Source organism: Bradyrhizobium sp., from assembly GCF_035570375.1.
Classification (GTDB): Bacteria; Pseudomonadota; Alphaproteobacteria; order Rhizobiales; family Xanthobacteraceae; genus Bradyrhizobium.
The window spans coordinates 34,020-53,080 of record NZ_DATMLW010000098.1; the positions used below are offsets into that span (position 1 = coordinate 34,020).

Here is a 19,061-nt window from a genome sequence, read left to right on the forward strand (position 1 = left end):
AACGGAAAGGGATCGCCACATCGGAAATGAACCAGCCGCCCGACGATAGGTCGAAACCGGCATTGATCGCCGCGCCCCCGAACTACTTGCGCGCCGCGCTCGTCGTCCTGCTGACGATCGCGTTTCTTGCCGGTGCGATCGGCTTTGTCGGATTTCTGTCGCAACTGCACGGGAGTGAAACCAAACCCACCCGAACGGCCGACGGGATCGTGGTGCTGACCGGCGGATCGTCGCGGGTGTCTGATGCGATGGAATTGCTGGCCGATGGTTACGGCAAGCGGCTGTTGATCTCCGGCGTGCATCCAACCAATGCCGCGAGCGACATATCGCGTTCGCTGCCCGACAATCAGTCATTGCTCCGCTGCTGCGTCGACCTCGATCGCTCCGCGGTCAACACCCGCAGCAATGCGGCGGAGGCGCGGCGTTGGGTGCGCGAGCGCGGCTTCAAGTCGCTGATCGTGGTCACGTCGAATTACCATATGCCACGGGCGATCGTCGAATTATCCCATGCGATGCCCGACATCGTTCTTATTCCCTACGTGGTGGTCGGCGACAAATGGCGCGACGAGCCGTGGTGGACCAACGGCGCGACGGTGCGGCTGCTGCTCACGGAATATGCCAAATATATCGCCGCCGAGGTGCGGGTGCGTCTGGCCGATTCGGAGAGGCCGGGCATTCCGCCGCCGGCGACGGCTCAAGCCAATTGATTGATCGGGTTCTCGATGGCATCCATTTTCGTGCGTTCGCTGATCTACAACGTGCTGTTCTATGTGATGCTGTTGTTGTGGTTCATCGTCGCCATCCCGACCTTCGTCATGCCGCGCTCGGCCCTGATGACCCTGGCGCGGCTTTGGGCGCGCAGCAACATCTGGCTGATGCGTATCATCTGCAACACCAGGGTGGAGTACCGTGGCGTCGAGAAGATTCCCGAAGGGCCCCTGATCGTCGCCTCGAAGCATCAGTCGATGTGGGAAACCTTTGCGCTCCTGCAATTCTTCGATCAACCGCTCTTCATCCTCAAGCGCGAGCTGAAATGGATACCGGTGTTCGGCCTGTATCTGATCAAGGCCGACATGATCGATGTCGACAGAAGCGCCGGCGGCCGGGCGCTGCTGAGGATGGCGCGCCGCGCCGCCGAGCAGGTACGGCAGGGCCGTCAATTGATCATCTTTCCGGAAGGCACGCGGACACCGGTCGGCGCGCCGCCGCGCTACAAGGCCGGCGTTTCGCAGATTTACATCGATTGCCGCGCACCCTGTCTGCCGGTGGCGCTCAATTCGGGACTGTTCTGGCCGCGACGGACGTTCATGCGCTATCCGGGGACGCTGGTCGTCGAATTCCTCGATCCGCTACCACCGGGCCTGTCGCGCGACGAATTCCTCAAGCGCATCTTAAGCGCCATCGAGGATGCAACCGGCAGGCTTGTCGAAGCGGCGCGCCGCGAACAGGCGCAGTTGTTTGGCGGCGTGCAGGATTCGGCCTCGGCGAAAATCTGATAATTTCTGCTGCTGGCGGCCTTAGCGATGCAGCGTTGCGTCATCGTGCAGCATGAGCGCAAGCTGATGCAATTTCGGATCGCGAAAGCCCTGCGCTTCGATCGATTTTACGGTCGACAACACATAGTCGCGGTTGTTTCCCGAGCGGCCATGTCCCTGCCGAACCAGGCGCAGCTGCTCGGTCAGCGAGAGTCGTCCTGCATACTGAATATGGCCGCGATCGACCACATAGGCCAGCGCGCTGACCCGATCCCGGCCCTCGTTTTCGAGCCAGACCGATCGCATGACCTCACGGTAGACATGGGTGGTCTGCTCGCGGCTGCGCAGATACTCAATCGTCTGTTCGCGCCGCTTTGCGACAACCCTGAAAGCGACGCCGCGGCAGGCACCGCCGCGGTCCAGACCAAGCACGAGGCCCGGCTTTTCCGGCGTGCCGCGATGGTCGAACGAATAGACGCAGAGCGCGCGGTGTTCGCCGATCAGGCGCGCCGGGACCTGCTCGATGAACTCGAAGCCCGGCCGCCACATCAGCGATCCGTAGCCAAAAACCCACAGGTCGTCTCTGGCGGGCTTCGTTCGGGAGGCGATTTCAGCGGTCATTTTTAGGGAGGGCTATCAGAACATCGAAGCGAAACGAAGCAGAAATCGCTGTCCTCTGGTACCCCGCCCGCCGCTTACAATTGACAAAATCGTCCTCCAATGGTCGCTCCATGACCGGTACGACCAGCGCAACACAAAACCGCCGCCACTGGCGCCTTTTCATGATGCCGATTCTGCTCCTCCTCGCCGCGGCGGCATGGAGCGGGTTCTGGTTTTATGCCGCCTCCCAGGCCGAAGTGAAAGCCGATGCCTGGCGCGCCCAGGAAGCGAAGTCAGGCCGGGTCTATGATTGCGCCAGACGGACGGTGGCCGGTTTCCCGTTCCGCCTGGAAGTGCGCTGCGCCGGCGCCAGCGTATCGCTGGTCTCGCAGACCGCAGCGCAAGCCGCGGCGCAGACGCCGGTCACCGCTAGGCTCGGCGAAATCCTCGTCATCGCGCAGGTCTACGATCCGAAATTGCTGATCGCGGAATTTTCGGCGCCTGCGACAGTCTTCGATTCGCGGGGGACGCCGTCGATGGTGGTGAACTGGAGCAAGGGCCGCTCCAGCGTGGTGGGATTGCCGGCAATTCCGCAGCGCGCCTCGATCGTTTTCGACGACGCATCGGTCGACCGCGTCAATGCTTCGGTGCAGGTGCCGCTGGCGCGCGCAAAGCACATCGAGCTGCACGGCCGTCTCGCCGAAGGCAGCCCGCTTGAACATCCCGTGATTGAAACCGTCCTCAGGGTCCAGGCAGGCAGTGTCCAGGACGTGCATCCGCTGCTTACCCAGCCGTTCGATGCAGAAGTTCGCGCGATGCTGAGCGGACTGAAGGATCTCGCGCCAAAACCCTGGCCCGAGCGGTTTCGCGAATTGCAGGCCGCTGGCGGGCATGTCGAGATCGTGCAATCCCGACTCCAGCAGGACGATCTGATCGCGGTAGCGGCAGGCACCCTTGGGCTGAGTGCGCAAGGCAATCTCGATGGCGAACTGCAGATGACGGTTGCCGGCCTCGACAAGGTGATTGCGGCGCTTGGCATCGACAAGATGCTCGATGAAGGCGTGCCGCAGGCGACGCTCGACCGCGTCGCGCCGGGGGTCAAAACTCAGGACGTCAACAATCTGCTTGGGGCGCTGGACCGGGCGATTCCCGGCCTTGGCAAGATGGTCAAGCAAGGCGCCAATATCGGGGTCGCCGCAGGCGTCAACGCGCTCGGCACCGAAGCCGTGCTCGAAGGCAAAAAGGCGCGGTCCTTCCCGCTGCGCTTTGTCGACGGCTCGGTATACCTCGGCCCGCTGAAAGTAGGGCAGGTCTCGCCGTTGTTCTAAGCATCGCCACCGCTTTTGTCGCCTTCGCGAAAACGACAAGTTCACTCCGCCTTCTTCTCGAGCTGCGCGTGCGGGCGACCGAAATCGGGCGCTGCCGAATCCTGGCCGATCTCGACAATGCCGCGGCGGATGGCGCGGGTGCGCGTGAAATGTTCGAACAGCGCTTCCCCATCGCCACGCCTGATGGCTCGGGTAAGCTTCGAGAGATCCTCGTTGAAGGTCCCGAGCATTTCCAGCACCGCATCCTTGTTGGCCAGAAACACGTCACGCCACATGGTCGGATCGGAAGCGGCGATGCGGGTGAAATCGCGAAAGCCGCCGGCCGAGAACTTTATCACTTCCGACGAGGTGACCTCTTCAAGCTCGTCGGCGGTGCCGACGATGGTGTAGGCGATCAAATGCGGCAAATGGCTGGTGATCGCCAGCACCAGATCATGATGCTCGGGCGTCATGATCTCGACCCTGGCGCCGATAGCTGCCCAGAACGCCCGCAACTTCTCGACCGCATCGGGATCGGTGCCCTCGGGCGGGGTCAGGATGCACCAGCGGTTGATGAAGAGCTCGGCGAAACCGGAATCGGGTCCGGAGTGCTCGGTGCCTGCAACCGGATGTGCCGGCACGAAATGCACGCTCGCCGGCAAATGCGGCGCCATGTCCCGCACCACCGCGCCCTTGACCGAGCCGACGTCGGATACGATCGCCCCCTGCTTGAGATCGCCTGCGATTTCCTGCGCGACCGCGCCGCAGGCGCCCACCGGGATGCAGAGGATGACGAGATCGGCGTTTTTGACCGCCTCGGCATTGGTTTCCACCACCCGGTCGACGATGCCAAGCTCGGTCACACGCGCGCGTGTTTTGGCGGAGCGCGCGGTGGTGACGATTTCGCCGGCAAGTCCCTGCTCGCGCGCGGCACGCGCGATCGAGCCGCCGATCAGCCCGAAGCCGATCAGCGCGATGCGATTGAACTGCAAACTGCCGCTCACTTCACCCCCAGAAAATCGCGCAGGCCCTCGACCACCAGCCGATTGGCCTCATCAGTGCCGACGGTCATACGGAGCGCGTGAGGCAGGCGATAATTGTTCAACGCGCGCAGCACAAGGCCGCGCCCGGTCAGGAAGGCATCGGCATCGGTCGCCGTCTTGCCCTTGTCGAGGGGAAAATGGATCAGGACAAAATTGGCCGCGCTCGGCGTCACCTTCAGCCCAAGCTTTGTCAATTCTTCCGTCAGCCAGCTGCGCCATTTCTCGGTGTGCGCCTTCGACATCTCAAGATGCGCGGTGTCCTGCAGCGCCGCCACCGCCGCCAGCATGGCGGGCGTCGAGACGTTGAAAGGTCCGCGGATGCGGTTCACCGCTTCGACGACGTGGGCGGGTGCGAACATCCAGCCGACGCGCAGCGCCGCCAGCCCGTGAATTTTCGAGAATGTGTGGGTCATCACGGTGTTGTCGGTGGTCGCTACCAGTTCGATGCCCATCTCGTAGTCGTTGCGCGACACGTAGTCCGAATAGGCCGCGTCCAGGACCAGCAGCGTGTGCGACGGCAGTCCGGCGCGCAGCCGTTTGACCTCGTCGAACGGCACATAGGTTCCGGTCGGATTGTTCGGGTTGGCAAGCCACACGAGCTTGGTTCGCGGCGTGACAAGCTTAAGGATCGCATCGACATCAGCGGTGTAATTGGTCTCGGGCGCGACCACATTGACGGCGCCGTTGGCCATGGTCGCGATCGGATACACCAGAAAGCCGTGAGTGGTGGAGATCGCCTCGTCGCCGCGGTCAAGATAGGCATGGGCCAGCAGATTGAGGAGCTCGTCGGAGCCCGCGCCACAGATGATGCGATCGGGATCAAGCCCGAAGGCGCGCCCGATCGCTTCGCGCAGGATACGCGAGGTGCTTTCCGGATAGTCTTGCAGATGCGCGGCCGCGTTGATGTAGGCCTCGATCGCCTTCGGCGAAGGGCCGAACGGCGTTTCATTGGCCGACAGTTTGAACACCTTGCGGCCCGGTTGCGGCTTCGGGCTCTTGCCCGGCGTATAGGGCGCAATATCGAGAATGCCGGCGTTCGGCACGGGTCGGGACATCTTCAACTCCGGATGGCGGGCGGGCTACCAAATTCGCCGCACTAGGGGACCGTATAGCGCGTTGCGTGGCTGCCGACGAGGGCCGATGATCGCACCGAAGCGCCGGCCTCGATCAGCGCCGCCTTGATCTTTTCAAGGCCGCTAGTGCCGGAAACCGACACCAGCAGGGCCGCGCCGTCGAATGCCGTATCCGGCACCGCGACGACTTCCGCCAGCGGCGACAATGCGCGGGCGATCTCGGCGTTCCAGCCGGACACACGCACGCTCCACGTTTCGACCTCGGTCACCATCGCGCTGTCGGCGACCCGCGACACCACGAATACAGGCAAGGCGGCAGGATGATCGGCGCGCTCGACGAAGGGCAATCGCGCGATGATTTTCGGTGCTTCCCTGGCCTCGAGCGCGATCCACCACGGCGCATGGCTCGAGGTCGCCGAAACCAGCGCCAGATCGCCCTTGGATTTTGCGACCGCCTCGACTGCGGCCGGCGCACTGAAATGCGAGACATAGGGCACGGTAAAACCGAAATGGAAGCGCGCCGAATCGCGCATCGCGGACTCGCCGATCGAGACATCGGCGTGAACCGAAAACGGCGCCTGCACATAGGTGAAGGTCGAGATGATGACGCGCCAGATGCTCTCTACCGTGTCGAGGGGCAGGATGCCGCGGTGGCGCTGCACCAGACGCCGCATCATGTCCGCTTCGCGCGCGGGGCGGAAAGCCGAACCGGTTTCCTGCGTCTTCTTCACCTGTATCAGCCGGTCGATGATATCGCCGCGCTGCATCAACAGGCTGTGCATCTGCGCGTCGATGGCGTCGATCTCCTTGCGCAGCACATCGAGCGAGGGCGGAGCGGGCGGCGACTGGGACATCTTTCAAACCCTGAAAACCGGTTCGGTTGAATGGCTCCGGCTGAAACGTATTGATTAGGTAAGAGCGGCGCCGAAAGCAAAGAAAACATTGAGAGTTTCAGTGCCTGCCGGCGAGGCAGTCTTGGTTAACGGGCGGCTTGCCTTGACGTTGGGAGCGCTTGGGACTAAATTTTGCTCGTTCCGTGGTCATTTGAGCCGGCCGGCTTGCAGCCACGTTAAACAACTCGCTAAACAGGCCGGGGACAAAAGTGATCCCGGCCGAACCTTTGTTCAGGCCGGATTTTTTTTGGCCTGATGTCCGTGGCGGTTTTGAAAGCCACCTTAGGAGGTCGGTAGCAAGATGGTAAAAATACAGTCGGTTCCAGGCGCCGCCCATTTGAAATTCCTGCGCCACAAGCGGCGAATTCCAAACAGGAATTCCAAATGGAAAGGCGGCTCCTGGATTATGAATTTGCCAGTGCCCATAACTTTTCGAAGTTCGTGAAAGGTGGTGGCTGATATGGGACACGAGCTTCGAAAAGTGGGCACTAGTCCCGCGATCCATGCCGACGAGCGGTCGCAGGAGGCGGACCATCCGAGTTCCAGGATCGCGTTGTTCGGTGCGGATCAGCCGCTGCCGCTTGATTGCGGCATCGATCTGGCTCCATTCCAGATCGCCTACCAGACCTACGGCGAACTCAACGCCGAGCGCTCCAATGCCATCCTGGTCTGCCACGCGCTGACCGGCGATCAACATGTCGCCAATGTGCACCCCGTGACCGGCAAGCCGGGCTGGTGGGAGACCATGGTCGGTCCCGGTCGCCCGCTCGATCCCGACAACTACTTCATCATCTGCCCCAACGTGATCGGCGGCTGCATGGGCTCGACCGGGCCGGCCTCGACCAATCCGGCGACCGGAAAATTGTGGGGCCTGGATTTCCCGATCATCACGATTCCGGACATGGTGCGCGCGCAGGCGATGCTGCTGGACCGGCTGGGGATCGAAACCTTGTTCTGCGTGGTCGGCGGTTCGATGGGCGGCATGCAGGTCCTGCAATGGACCGCGGCCTATCCAAGGCGCGTGTTCTCCGCACTGCCGATCGCCTGCTCGACGCGGCACTCGGCGCAGAACATCGCCTTCCACGAGCTCGGCCGCCAGGCGGTGATGGCCGATCCGGATTGGCACCAGGGCCGCTACGCCGAACACGGCACGCAGCCGCATCGTGGCCTCGGCGTGGCACGGATGGCGGCACATATCACCTATCTTTCCGACGCCGCTCTCCACCGCAAATTCGGCCGGCGGATGCAGGACCGCGATCTGCCGACGTTTTCCTTCGACGCGGATTTCCAGGTCGAAAGTTATCTGCGCTATCAGGGTTCGTCCTTTGTCGAACGGTTCGATGCCAACAGCTATCTCTATCTGACGCGCGCGATGGATTACTTCGACATCGCCGGCGATCATGACGGCGTGCTGGCGGAGGCCTTTCGCGGCATCAAGACCCGCTTCTGCGTGGTGTCGTTTACCAGCGACTGGCTGTTCCCGACCTCGGAATCGCGCGCGCTCGTGCATGCGCTCAACGCCTCCAGCGCCCGGGTGTCGTTCGCCGAGATCGAGACCGATCGCGGCCACGATGCCTTCCTGCTGGATGTGCCGGAATTCTTCGACATCTCCCGCGCCTTCCTGCAATCGGCTGCGAAAGCGCGCGGACTTTCCGGGAAAGGCGGCGAATGACGCTGCAGCAACAGGTGCTTCCGCTTGATCCCACGATCAAGCGCGACGATTCCCATTATCGCGGCGATCATCTTTTGGTCGCGGAAATGGTTGAGCCCGGCTCAAAAGTGCTCGACGTCGGCTGCGGCGACGGCGACCTGTTGCAGCTGCTGGAAAGCCGCGGCATCGACGGCCGCGGCATCGAGCTGTCGCGCGAAGGCGTCAATCGCTGTGTGGCCAAGGGGCTGGCGGTGGTGCAGGGCGATGCGGACACCGACCTTGTCAACTATCCGAACGACGCTTTCGATTACGTGATCCTGTCGCAGACCCTGCAGGCGACGCGGCAGCCCAGGGCGGTTCTGGAAAATCTGCTGCGGATCGGGCGGCGCGCGATCGTCTCTTTTCCGAACTTCGGATTCTGGAAAATGCGACTGCAACTCCTGATCGGCGGGCATATGCCGCGCACCGAAAACCTGCCCGCGACCTGGTACGACACGCCGAACATTCATTTCTGCACCATCAAGGATTTCGTGCAGCTGTGCGGCGAGATCAACGTCAAGATGGAGCGCGCGGTCGCGCTCGATCTCTATGGCCGGCCGTTGCGGCTCAGCGCGCCGTGGTGGTTCTGGAACATGTTCGGCGAACAGGGCGTGTTTCTCCTGAGCCGCGCCGGGAAGGGGCGGTAGGCCTGCAGCGCCCGGCCATGGGCAGTTATCGTCAATGTCGCCGCAACGTCGGTGAGTTCCCTCCCCCCTTGTGGGGGAGGGTTGGGGAGAGGGGTTCACGCGGGTAGTCCCGATGCGGCCACCCCCCTCCCTAGCTCTCCCTGGGGGAGGGAAAAGGGCGCGCTCGCCGCTTATCTGATTCAATTGTCAAACAGCCTTTCGTCATTCCGGGGCAGCCCGCAGGGCTGAACCCGGAATCCATCGCGCCACAAACTCTGCGGAGAAATGGATTCTCTGATGTGCAATTGCACATCAAAGCTCGCTCGTTACACTCGCGCCCCGGAATGACGACGCGGAAGAAGTCTCAATTGCTTTCCGTCTTCGCTAAAGTTACGGCGGACAGGTCGCTTACGCTCGCGATGACGCGCGTAAGCCACACTTCTACGTTCTCGCAGCGTGATCCGCCCGAGTCTTGCACAAATCCGTCCGCCCATAGAGGGCGTGGGGAATGCCGGATGCACAAGCGCACCCACAGCCTCGCGTGGGAAAAACAAAAACCACACGAGCATAGTCACCGCAGGTACACGCCGGTTTCACCCGGCATTCCCGCACGCGAATGGTTTTAACGGTTTCCTTCGCGCTCTCCCTGGTGACCGGGCTGTTTTGCCACCATCGCCGGCGGATCATCCCGCCAACTTGACGCCAGCGTCGGGGCGTCAGGACCACACGACTTCGCCGTCCGCGGTTGCACCCCTCGTCTTCGGGCGCAACCGCGTCCACCGCATCCCGCGCCCAACGTCCGTGACGATCGCGAAACGCCCCTCTGTTCAAGGGCACGGGATGCGGGAATCATGGATTTGATTTGGGGAAAACGCGAAGCGAAATATTTTTTCGCGAAGGACTGGACAGGTAGAAACAGCTTGATGGGGTTCGACAAATTCGCCGTTAGGCGCAGGGGCTGCTGCGTTGCTCAGTCCATCCTTCCACCGTCTTTCCGGGGCAAGCAGCGAACTCGGAATCTCGAGATTCCGAGTCCCATACTTATGGACTACACTTGCTTCGCCTCTCAACTAGCCATCACACCGCGCGCCAGTGATCAGGCTTCTTTTTATCGTTAAGATGGCGAACCCTGGCCACATGAGGCCTGTGACCATTCTTCTTGGCCCAATCAATTGCTTCGTGTTGAGTCTTGAACGTTCCAAGCGGATGGTCCGCGTGGTCTTCAACCACATAATCGGTGATGGGGCTTCCTTCAGGTCTGCCCTTTGGACGCGCTTCAATAAAAACGGTTGCCATAATTTTCCTCCGTATTACTGGAGATTGAGTATAGCACATATATCATCCTTAGCGTGAGTCACGATTCCAGCCCGTAGGGTGGGTTAGCCGAAGGCGTAACCCACCTCTTTGTCGCCGACGAATGGCAGATCGTGCTCTCGCAATCCGCCTGAGAAGGCGTAGTCCGCCGTCGTGGTGGAATGAGCGGTGGGTTACGCTTCGCTAACCCACCCTACAGGAGCTAGATTCCGGGTTCGCGCTGATGCGCGCCCCGGAATGACGTTCAAACCGCCATCGACCTCGGATCGCGCACGCCCCAGCGCCCGGCCTCGACGAGGGCGATGAAGCGTTCGACCATCTCGTTGAACAGCGCCGGCTCTTCCAGATTGAGCACGTGGCCGGACTTCGGGAACATCACGAGCCCCGCTGCCGGCAGATGTTTCTTCAGAAACAGGCTGGGCTCGATGCACGCATCGTCTTCGTCGCCACAGATGATCAGCGCCGGCGTCGGCACCTTCGCAATCGCATCCGCCATGGTGTGGATCGAGGGCCTGCCGCCCTGGAAGCCGCGCATGGTGTTGGCCGACCCCCTGGCGTCGTGACGGGCGAGCGCATCATAGAAATCGGCGTGACCGCGCGGGTCCTTGACCAGGAAAGGAATCCGGCTCGCCGCCTCACGCGTGACCTTGGCGACTTCGACCGCGCCGATGGTCTCATATTGCTCGGCATTGGCCACGCATTGCTTGCGAAAGGCGTCGAGATTTTCCAGGCTCGAGCCCGAGCCGACACCGGCGAGCGTCATCGACAGCGCGCGTTCCGGCGCATTGAGCGCAACCTGCAGCGAGGAATACGCGCCCATCGAGAGCCCAATGAGATGCGCCTTGCCGATGTCGAGATGATCGAGCACGGCGAGCGCGTCGGTGTAGAAGTGCTTGTAGGTGTAGGAGTCCTTCGACGGCGGCACGTCGGAGGGAGTATATCCACGCGCGGAGTAGGCGATGCAGCGATGGCCACGCGAGAAGTAGCGCATCTGCGGCTCCCAATTGGTGTGGTCGGCTGCGTATTCATGCAGAAAGATAATGGGCGTTCCGCTGCCCGCTTCCTCGAAATAGAGACGGACGTTTTCCTTCGTAACCGCGTGGGGCATTCGAGTTTCCTTCCACCGTTTTTGTTCTGACGCAATTTGCTTGCGCGACGATTGGCTGATTGGCGCGAAAGTTTCGCGCTTGAAGGTCGCAGTTAATACTCGCGGCTGCAATGAGGCAAAATCGATTTTTTCGTCACGAAATCACCCCGGACCTTAAGGCGGCGCTGATGCGTCGCGTCTTTTTCTCGCCACATCAAAACTTTTCATACGGCGCCCCGGATGCCGGCCATCAAAGGCCGGCGGGAATTGGGAATGTGAAAGAGGATAGGTTGAGTATGCTTCAGTTTTCTTCGTTACGCGGGTCGCTGGTCGCGTTGGCGCTGTGCTCCACGGCCTTCGCCGTTTCCGCCACTCCCGCTTCAGCAAGGTCCCACCATCATGCAAGGCGGCACGCACACGTGCATTTTGCCGGTCACCACGCCAGACGGCACCACGCTTTGCATCATTTCCGCCACATGGCGCGCTCGTCCCGCTGCGAGGCGGGCGTTGCGAAAATGAAATCGCGCGGTCTTGGCGAGGCCAATGCCAGCCTGCCATCGAGCACTTCCGGCAGCGCTAATATGTCAGGTGGCGGATCGGACGTCGTTTCCGAAGCGCGTCGTTACCTCGGCGGCAATCCGACCGGCCGTGGCAGCCTGTGGTGCGCCCGCTTCATGAACATGGTTCTGCAGCATACCGGCCATCGCGGCACCGGCTCGGATATGGCGCTCTCCTTCTCTCACTACGGCCAACGTGTGTCCGGACCGCAGGTCGGCGCCATCGCCGTCATGGGCCGGCGCGGCGGGGGCCATGTCGGCGTCGTCAGCGGCATTGATGCCAAAGGCAATCCGATCGTGATTTCGGGCAACAATGGCAACCGCGTCAGGGAAGCACCGATCTCGCGCGGCCGGATCTATACCTACGTCATGCCGACCGGTTGATCGCTGCGACAATCGCATTTGGCGGTGCCGCCTCCTATCCCTCCCCCGCGGAACGCGTGGGGAGGGTGGCCGTCGCGAAGCGACGGTCGGGTGGGGGCGTTATGAAGAAAGCAGAATGTGAAGAAAACAGAATGTGAAGAAAACCCCCACCCCGGCTCGCTTTGAAGCGCAAGAGCGCGCTTCCGAGCTCGCCGACCCTCCCCACAAGGGGGAGGGAGAAGAAAAGCGGCAACGTAACCATATGCGACAGCTCTCCCCTTGTGGGGCAGAGGCTTGCCATCGTCAAAGCAACCGCGGTTCTTCCACCGTGATCGCATCGCCGACGGCAATGGTGCCGCCGGCGATCACCTCGGCATAGATGCCGCAGTCGCCATGGCCGAGGCGGCGCTGCAGCGCTTGCGGGATTTCGAGATCGCGCTCGGCGCTGTCGGGATCGACATTGACGGCCGCGCAACGAACGATGCGCTTCACCACCTTCAGTCGGGTCGCTCCAATGGCAAGCGTGCGGTCCATCAAGTCGAATTCGTGCCACGCCGGCCAGCCCTCGACATAGAGGTTGGCGCGGAAGCGCAAGGGATGGACTGGTGCGCCGACCATGTTCTCGATGGCGCGGGCACTCGCGAGATTGATGATGGACACGACCTTGCGGGCGACATCGGAAAAGCTGTGGCCGGCGCTCGAAAGAATTTTCGGCGCTCCCTTCAGATCGCTTGCAAAATTCGCAACGAAAAATTGCTCGATCGCAAGCCGGCCTTCAGGTGTTTCCAGATCGCCTTGTGCGGCAACGTCGCCGCCCTTGCGGATGGTCAAAAGGTTGCTGCGATCCTCGAACCGGGTTTCTAACCCCGCCAGGCGTTCGTTTCGCATCAGCATCAGGAAATGGGATTTTGGCAGCCATGCCGGCGCTTCGGGATCAAAGCCGCTCGGGCCATTCTCGATGGCGTAACGCCGGTCGGAGGGAAGGGTCTCGCCGACTTCCAGGGCGACGCGTGGCAACGGTTCGGGCGAAAGGCCTTTTACCGGATAACGATAAAGGCTTGTGACTTGTGCTGGGCTCAGGGACATCGGGCCTTATTAGGGGATTCTTGCGCGCTAGTGTCCCGGATCCACCGCACCAGGGCCACCGCACACGAATTTGTGAAAACGCCTCTTCCGTTTCCGGACACCCGTTCCCACATTTGCCTCAAGCTGGGCCGCGAAGCGGTTGACGGATGTCAATGCGGTGCGCGGATTCCCAATGAAGATGCCGTTAGCCATGCTTCGCGGGTGGTAGCGGCAGGCTGAGGGCATACCAATGAATATCGAAAAATATACCGAGCGTTCGCGCGGTTTCATCCAGTCGGCGCAGTCGCTGGCGGTGCGCGAGGGCCACCAGCAGTTTTCGTCGCTGCACCTCCTGAAAGTCCTGCTTGACGATAACGAGGGCCTCGCCGCCGGTTTGATTGATCGTGCCGGGGGCAACTCGCGGGCGATCCTGAAAGCAGTCGAGGATGCGCTCAACAAACTGCCGAAAGTTTCCGGAAGCGGCGCCGGCCAGGTTTATCTTGCGTCCGATCTCGCGCGCGCGTTCGATGCGGCCGAAAAGGCCGCGGACAAGGCCGGTGACAGCTTTGTCACTGTCGAGAGGCTGTTGCTTGGCCTGGTGCTGGAGAAGAACAGCGATGCCGGCAAGATCCTCAAGGACGGCGGCGTCACCCCGCAAAATCTCAACGCGGCGATCGAATCCTTGCGCAAGGGACGAACGGCCGACAGCGCCACGGCGGAGAACGCCTATGACGCGCTGAAGAAATATGCGCGCGACCTGACGCAAGCCGCCCGCGACGGCAAGCTCGACCCCGTGATCGGGCGCGACGAGGAAATCCGTCGCACCATCCAGGTCCTTTCCCGCCGTACCAAGAACAATCCCGTCCTGATCGGCGAGCCCGGCGTCGGCAAGACCGCCATCGTCGAAGGCCTTGCGCTGCGGATCGTCAATGGCGACGTGCCGGAAAGCCTGAAGGACAAGCGACTTTTGTCGCTCGACATGGGCGCGCTGATCGCCGGCGCCAAATACCGCGGCGAATTCGAGGAGCGGCTCAAGGCCGTGCTGCAGGAGGTCACCTCGGCCGAAGGCAGCATCATCCTTTTCATCGATGAGATGCACACCCTGATCGGCGCCGGCAAGGCCGACGGCGCGATGGATGCGTCCAATCTCCTGAAGCCCGCGCTGGCGCGGGGAGACCTGCACTGCATCGGCGCCACCACGCTCGATGAGTATCGCAAGCACGTCGAAAAGGACGCAGCACTGGCGCGGCGGTTCCAGCCGATCTTCGTCTCCGAACCGACCGTTGAAGACACCATCTCGATCCTGCGCGGCCTGAAAGACAAATACGAGCAGCACCACGGCGTGCGCATCACCGATTCGGCGCTTGTTGCAGCGGCCACGCTGTCGAACCGATACATCACCGACCGCTTTCTGCCCGACAAGGCCATCGACCTCATGGATGAGGCCGCGGCCCGGCTGAAGATGCAGGTCGATTCCAAGCCCGAAGAGCTCGACTCGCTGGATCGTGAGATCATTCGGCTCAAGATCGAGCAGGAGGCTCTGAAAAAGGAGAGCGATCCCGGCTCGAAGAGCCGGCTGCAAATCCTGGAAAAGGAACTGGCCGAACTCGAGGAAAGGTCGGCCGCCCTGACCTCGCGCTGGAGCGCAGAGAAGAACAAGCTCTCCAATGCGCAGAAGCTGAAGAGCGAACTCGATAGCTTGCGGATCGAACTTGCCAACGCGCAGCGCCGCGGCGAATTCCAGCGCGCGGGCGAGCTTGCCTATGGCCGGATTCCGGAGCTCGAGAAGAAGCTCGCCGCGATCGAGGCCAAGGAGAATGCCGGCGAGATGATGGAGGAGGCGGTCACCGCCAACCACATCGCGCAGGTGGTTTCGCGCTGGACCGGCGTCCCCGTCGACAAGATGCTGGAAGGCGAGAAGGACAAGCTGTTGAGGATGGAAGAAAGCCTCAGCAAGCGCGTGGTCGGTCAGGCCGAAGCCGTGCGTGCGGTGGCAACCGCCGTGCGCCGTTCGCGCGCAGGTTTACAGGACCCAAACCGCCCGATGGGCTCGTTCATGTTCCTGGGGCCAACCGGCGTCGGCAAGACCGAGCTTACAAAAGCGCTCGCCGAATATTTGTTCAATGATGAGACCGCGATGGTGCGCCTCGACATGTCCGAATACATGGAGAAGCACTCGGTGTCGCGGCTGATCGGCGCGCCTCCGGGCTATGTCGGCTATGACGAGGGCGGTGCGTTGACAGAAGCGGTCCGCCGGCGGCCCTACCAGGTCGTGCTGTTCGACGAGATCGAGAAGGCTCATCCCGACGTCTTCAACGTGCTGCTGCAGGTGCTGGACGACGGCCGCCTGACCGACGGTCAGGGCCGCACGGTCGATTTCCGCAACACGCTGATCATCATGACCTCGAATCTGGGCTCGGAGTTTCTGGTCAACCAGCCCGAAGGCGAAGACACCTTTGCGGTCCGCGAACAGGTGATGGCAATGGTGCGGGCGCATTTCCGTCCCGAATTCCTCAATCGGGTCGACGAGATCATCCTGTTCCATCGCTTGCAGAAGAGCGAGATGGGCCGGATCGTCGAAATCCAGTTCGCTCGCCTGCAGAAGCTGTTGGAGGAGCGGAAAATCACGCTTACGCTCGACGCCGCGGCGCGCGACTGGCTTGCCGCCAAGGGCTGGGATCCCGCCTACGGCGCGCGGCCGCTGAAGCGCGTGATCCAGCGTAATCTTCAGGATCCGCTGGCCGAGATGATTCTCGCGGGCGAAATTGCCGATGGAGATCGCGTCGTTATTTCAGCGGAAGGCAATGTGCTGACGTTCAACGGCAAGGCGCGGCAAACAGCGGAGATTGCGCAGTTCGAAGCGCCGGTGCCAAAACGAAAGCTGAACTGAGGCGCCCGGACTTTGCACGATCAAGGCAGCGTCGACGCCGATGCAAGGAACCCAAACGTCCCGGCTTCAGCGCGTGGAATGCCGCGCGCCGCCGGTTGCAGTGGCGTCCGAAATCCGCGCCGGGCTGCTACCGCGATTGTTCATCATGGTGTCGAGACGATCGCGTTCCTTCTCGAAGCTTGCCAGCACCAGCCCCTCGAGCGAGCGGCCCCGCGGCAGCTTGATGCGCATCGGATCGACGAAGCGGCCATTGACCAGAATTTCATAGTGGACGTGGGCGCCGGTTGATTGTCCGGTCGAACCGACAAAACCGATGACCTGGCCCTGGCGAACCCGCTTGCCGACTTCCAGCCCCTTGGCATAGGCGGACATGTGCCCGTAGGCAGTCTCGTAACCGTTGTTGTGCTTCAGCTTGACGTATTTGCCGTAGCCGCCTTCCCAGCCGACGCTTTCGACCACGCCGTTGCCCGACGCGAAAATCGGCGTGCCGTACGGCGTCGCCCAGTCGACGCCGGTGTGCATCTTGACATAGCCGAGGATGGGGTGGCGGCGGCTGCCGAAACCGGATCGCATGATGGCGTTGTTGACGGGCTTGCGCACCAGGAACTTTTTCGCGCTCTTGCCGCTCTCATCATAGTAGTCGACGACGGAGTCGTCCGGCGTCTGGAAACGATAGTATTTCTTGGTTTCACCGCCGACCGTCAGAGAGGCAAACAAGACTTCGGATTTTTCGTTGCTGTTCGTGCCCTCGTCCTCTCCGGCAAAGAACACGTCGAAGGAGTCTCCGGGCTGGACCTTGCGCTGGAAATCGACGTCGTAGGAATAGATGCGGACCATGTCTTCGATCACGGCCGCCGGCACCTTGTTGCGCAGCGCGGTTTCGTAAACGCTTTGATAGAGCCGCACGCCGCTGCCGTCGTCGTCATCATCGTCGCTGTTATCGGCCGTATCGGTGACGGTGTTTATGCTCTGCACGTCGACGGCGACATATTTGCCGAGATCGGAAAGCGCCGCCACCGCTTCGATATTGGTATCGTTGGCGACTATCACCCGGTAGGGCTGCAGCCGCTGGCCAGGCCCCGCAGGCGCCATCAGGATGCGGACCTTCTGACCTTCCCTCAGCCCGCCATCGCGGCCCTTCGCGCCGAGCATGATCGCAATGGATCTGGCTTCTTCCGCGGTTGCGCCCTGCTCGCGCAGAATCGGGATGACGCTATCGCCCTTCTTGACGATGTGGACGCGTTCACCGTTGGGATTGCCGCCGGTGATCTGCTCTTTGGTCTTGGGCAGCAGCGTGACGTTCTCGGGTACGATCCGCGTCTCGAAGCCGGCATAGGGATCGGAGGCCGAGCCTTCGGTGGCGTAGGCGAGCTTGAGGCCGGTTTGCGCGCCGCTCACGTCCGCGGTTGCATTGGCCAGAGAGGCGTAGCGCACACCACCGCCGTTGCCGCGCCAGTTCGAGGCGTCGCGGACCCGCAGCATCACCTCGTCGAGGGCGACCACGGCGGCAATCTTGGCCTTGGGCAGGATCGGCGCGAGATCCTTGGTGACGAAGGAAACCTCGGCATCGGGTTCGACGGCGTCGGCATTGTTCGGATCGTCGGAGGCGGCAGGCGGGGGACTGCCGACGTCGCTGAGCATGCGCTGGGCGTTGAATGGCGGGATCTTGGCGCTCAGATCGCTGGTCGTCATCGACAGATTGCCGGAGATGCGGACGAACGGCCGCACCCGCATGACGTCGCGGTTGCCGACGCGGGTGACCGTCGAAACCCGGACCACGTTTCGCGCCGCCGTCGCTTCGCCCGGAGGCGGCAACCGGTCGCTCTTTTTCAGGGTATGGTCGTTGGCGCCGAACGCGCCACGCAGCGCCCCTTCGACCCGCTCCGGAACCTTGGCAAAGGTCATTTCGCCGTCCAGGGACGCGAAAACGGCGCCGCCGATCAAGGCCGCGCCGCATAATCCGGTCAGGATGGTTCCGCTAAACCATTGTACGGAGACGCGGCGGCGATCGATGACGGCGGCCTCGGTCCCATCCACGGAAAGCGGCGGCTCGTGACCAAGATCGATGATCCCGGTCTCGCGTCCGTAACTGCCCCCGCGCGGCGCCCTGTGGTTCAACCCACCGTCCCCCCAATTCCTTCGACCTTCGACGACATCTGCGTCCATCCTTCAACCCGCATTCGCCCTTTCTCAAGGCAGATTCGGGAGCGCGGCGTTCCGCGCCGATGTTCGTGAGAAGCCGGAAAACTTGGCCGAAATCACGAACCTTGATGGTGTGCAAATCTCTTCGGTGTTGTTCGTCGACAAGGCAAAGGCGATCGGTTCGAAAGATCGCCGATCCCCCCGGTACCCTTTCGCCGGCAGCCCCCACTGGCACCCGGCGATTCAAATACCTATGTATGCCAGAACGTCGCAGGAATGTGGATAAAGTACGGCGTCAGGTTCCTAAAAATCGGGACTTCTTTGTGGTGCGAGATTCCACTGCGCGATGCGACGATTTGTTGACAACAACCGTTGACAACGCCGATCGGGCGGGCTTATAAACCGGCCCACTGAGCGCGGCGCTGCCTTGGCCCTCGGCCAAGGCATGTTTTCGTGCCCGTGAAGCTCCTCACTAAGATGAGTGACTCAACAGCCGATAACCATCGGTTGTCATTTGTCGTCGAGTGAGGATTCGGAAAGGCCCCTTTGGGGGTTTCCGTGAGAAAACTCCCGTGATGGGGAGAGGGGTCTCGGCCCCGGGCTGTTTGACAAGTGAAGATGAAGAAAGAGAAACGTGGACGGCGGAGTCCTTGCGGATCTCGAATACTTGAAAACTTCGGTTTTCATCTTTCGAGATCGGACGAAAGACTTCGGCGGTACACGTTTTGAAAAGGTTACACCATCGCTGCCCGCGATGTGAATCGCAGGCGGCATGTCGGCTTCGGCTGACAAAAAATGGTGGGACCTCGTCAAACGTTGTGATCAGCCGGTTCAAAGTTTCAAGTCCAACTTGAGAGTTTGATCCTGGCTCAGAGCGAACGCTGGCGGCAGGCTTAACACATGCAAGTCGAGCGGGCGTAGCAATACGTCAGCGGC

General features: G+C 61.8%; 15 protein-coding genes, 1 rRNA gene and 1 riboswitch. Of the genes, 8 read left to right on the forward strand and 8 right to left on the reverse strand.

Translation table 11 applies throughout. The annotated features are described in order from the left end of the window. Window positions 1-26: 26 nt before the first annotated feature. Complete coding sequence (locus VNX23_RS10925; protein WP_325629876.1) at window positions 27-707, forward strand: YdcF family protein; 681 nt, start codon at window positions 27-29, stop codon at window positions 705-707. Between the two features lie 15 nt (window positions 708-722). Then, entirely contained in the window at window positions 723-1,496 is a 774-nt protein-coding gene (locus tag VNX23_RS10930) for a lysophospholipid acyltransferase family protein (RefSeq protein WP_325629878.1), read from the forward strand. A 21-nt stretch (window positions 1,497-1,517) separates the two neighbouring features. Here VNX23_RS10930 and VNX23_RS10935 read toward each other — a convergent pair whose 3' ends face one another. Next, window positions 1,518-2,096 (reverse strand): gamma-glutamylcyclotransferase, encoded by a 579-nt coding sequence (locus VNX23_RS10935; protein WP_325629880.1) that lies wholly within the window; start codon window positions 2,094-2,096, stop codon window positions 1,518-1,520. A 110-nt stretch (window positions 2,097-2,206) separates the two neighbouring features. On the opposite strand from VNX23_RS10935, the gene VNX23_RS10940 reads away from it, so the two are divergent. Further along, a complete protein-coding gene (locus tag VNX23_RS10940) occupies window positions 2,207-3,403 on the forward strand; it encodes a DUF2125 domain-containing protein (RefSeq protein ID WP_325629882.1) in 1,197 nt (398 codons plus the stop codon). A gap of 41 nt (window positions 3,404-3,444) precedes the next feature. Here the strand turns inward: VNX23_RS10940 and VNX23_RS10945 are convergent, their stop codons facing one another. Genes VNX23_RS10945 through VNX23_RS10955 form a run of 3 tightly spaced genes read right to left on the reverse strand, consistent with a single transcriptional unit; the run spans window position 3,445 to window position 6,352 of the window. After that, window positions 3,445-4,386: a prephenate/arogenate dehydrogenase family protein gene (locus VNX23_RS10945; RefSeq protein WP_325629884.1), complete on the reverse strand. Its 942-nt coding sequence runs from the start codon at window positions 4,384-4,386 to the stop codon at window positions 3,445-3,447. Beyond that, entirely contained in the window at window positions 4,383-5,480 is a 1,098-nt protein-coding gene (hisC, locus tag VNX23_RS10950) for a histidinol-phosphate transaminase (RefSeq protein WP_325629886.1), read from the reverse strand. The genes VNX23_RS10945 and hisC overlap by 4 nt, the downstream gene beginning before the upstream one ends. A 41-nt stretch (window positions 5,481-5,521) precedes the next feature. Next, entirely contained in the window at window positions 5,522-6,352 is an 831-nt protein-coding gene (locus tag VNX23_RS10955) for a chorismate mutase (RefSeq protein ID WP_325629888.1), read from the reverse strand. A gap of 172 nt (window positions 6,353-6,524) precedes the next feature. Then, a riboswitch (SAM riboswitch) is annotated at window positions 6,525-6,604 on the forward strand. Window positions 6,605-6,872: 268 nt separating this feature from the next. Between VNX23_RS10955 and metX the strand changes: the two genes are divergently transcribed. Beyond that, complete coding sequence (gene metX / locus VNX23_RS10960; RefSeq protein WP_414642979.1) at window positions 6,873-8,063, forward strand: homoserine O-acetyltransferase MetX; 1,191 nt, start codon at window positions 6,873-6,875, stop codon at window positions 8,061-8,063. Continuing rightward, window positions 8,060-8,728, forward strand: a complete 669-nt coding sequence (metW, locus tag VNX23_RS10965) for a methionine biosynthesis protein MetW (protein ID WP_325629892.1) — start codon at window positions 8,060-8,062, stop codon at window positions 8,726-8,728. Before metX ends, metW begins: the two co-directional genes overlap by 4 nt. Window positions 8,729-9,784: 1,056 nt before the next feature. Here metW and VNX23_RS10970 read toward each other — a convergent pair. Beyond that, entirely contained in the window at window positions 9,785-10,003 is a 219-nt protein-coding gene (locus VNX23_RS10970) for a hypothetical protein (protein WP_325629894.1), read from the reverse strand. Window positions 10,004-10,265: 262 nt separating this feature from the next. Further along, on the reverse strand, window positions 10,266-11,129 hold the full coding sequence (locus VNX23_RS10975; RefSeq protein ID WP_325629896.1) for an alpha/beta hydrolase: 864 nt from the start codon (window positions 11,127-11,129) through the stop codon (window positions 10,266-10,268). Window positions 11,130-11,404: 275 nt separating this feature from the next. Here VNX23_RS10975 and VNX23_RS10980 point away from each other — a divergent pair, with 275 nt between their 5' ends. Continuing rightward, window positions 11,405-12,049 carry a TIGR02594 family protein gene (locus VNX23_RS10980; protein ID WP_325629898.1) on the forward strand — a complete coding sequence of 215 codons (645 nt, stop codon included), beginning with the start codon at window positions 11,405-11,407 and terminating at the stop codon, window positions 12,047-12,049. A gap of 282 nt (window positions 12,050-12,331) precedes the next feature. On the opposite strand, the gene VNX23_RS10985 is transcribed toward VNX23_RS10980, so the two are convergent. Further along, entirely contained in the window at window positions 12,332-13,114 is a 783-nt protein-coding gene (locus VNX23_RS10985; protein WP_325629900.1) for an MOSC domain-containing protein, read from the reverse strand. 229 nt (window positions 13,115-13,343) lie between these two features. Between VNX23_RS10985 and clpB the strand changes: the two genes are divergently transcribed. After that, window positions 13,344-15,983 carry an ATP-dependent chaperone ClpB gene (clpB, locus tag VNX23_RS10990; protein WP_325629902.1) on the forward strand — a complete coding sequence of 880 codons (2,640 nt, stop codon included), beginning with the start codon at window positions 13,344-13,346 and terminating at the stop codon, window positions 15,981-15,983. Window positions 15,984-16,049: 66 nt separating this feature from the next. On the opposite strand, the gene VNX23_RS10995 is transcribed toward clpB, so the two are convergent. Next, complete coding sequence (locus VNX23_RS10995) at window positions 16,050-18,101, reverse strand: M23 family metallopeptidase (protein ID WP_325629917.1); 2,052 nt, start codon at window positions 18,099-18,101, stop codon at window positions 16,050-16,052. 870 nt (window positions 18,102-18,971) lie between these two features. Between VNX23_RS10995 and VNX23_RS11000 the strand changes: the two genes are divergently transcribed. Continuing rightward, window positions 18,972-19,061: ribosomal RNA gene (locus VNX23_RS11000) — 16S ribosomal RNA — on the forward strand; the annotation flags it as partial.

What these genes read in the sequence shown, in the direction of transcription:
- VNX23_RS10980 (WP_325629898.1), top strand. Translation starts at nt 11,405, where the DNA reads ATGCTTCAGTTTTCTTCGTTACGCGGGTCGCTGGTCGCGTTGGCGCTG.
- VNX23_RS10970 (WP_325629894.1), bottom strand. Translation starts at nt 10,003, where the DNA reads ATGGCAACCGTTTTTATTGAAGCGCGTCCAAAGGGCAGACCTGAAGGA.
- VNX23_RS10935 (WP_325629880.1), bottom strand. Translation starts at nt 2,096, where the DNA reads ATGACCGCTGAAATCGCCTCCCGAACGAAGCCCGCCAGAGACGACCTG.
- clpB (WP_325629902.1), top strand. Translation starts at nt 13,344, where the DNA reads ATGAATATCGAAAAATATACCGAGCGTTCGCGCGGTTTCATCCAGTCG.
- metW (WP_325629892.1), top strand. Translation starts at nt 8,060, where the DNA reads ATGACGCTGCAGCAACAGGTGCTTCCGCTTGATCCCACGATCAAGCGC.
- VNX23_RS10940 (WP_325629882.1), top strand. Translation starts at nt 2,207, where the DNA reads ATGACCGGTACGACCAGCGCAACACAAAACCGCCGCCACTGGCGCCTT.
- hisC (WP_325629886.1), bottom strand. Translation starts at nt 5,480, where the DNA reads ATGTCCCGACCCGTGCCGAACGCCGGCATTCTCGATATTGCGCCCTAT.
- VNX23_RS10925 (WP_325629876.1), top strand. Translation starts at nt 27, where the DNA reads ATGAACCAGCCGCCCGACGATAGGTCGAAACCGGCATTGATCGCCGCG.
- VNX23_RS10975 (WP_325629896.1), bottom strand. Translation starts at nt 11,129, where the DNA reads ATGCCCCACGCGGTTACGAAGGAAAACGTCCGTCTCTATTTCGAGGAA.
- VNX23_RS10955 (WP_325629888.1), bottom strand. Translation starts at nt 6,352, where the DNA reads ATGTCCCAGTCGCCGCCCGCTCCGCCCTCGCTCGATGTGCTGCGCAAG.
- VNX23_RS10930 (WP_325629878.1), top strand. Translation starts at nt 723, where the DNA reads ATGGCATCCATTTTCGTGCGTTCGCTGATCTACAACGTGCTGTTCTAT.
- VNX23_RS10985 (WP_325629900.1), bottom strand. Translation starts at nt 13,114, where the DNA reads ATGTCCCTGAGCCCAGCACAAGTCACAAGCCTTTATCGTTATCCGGTA.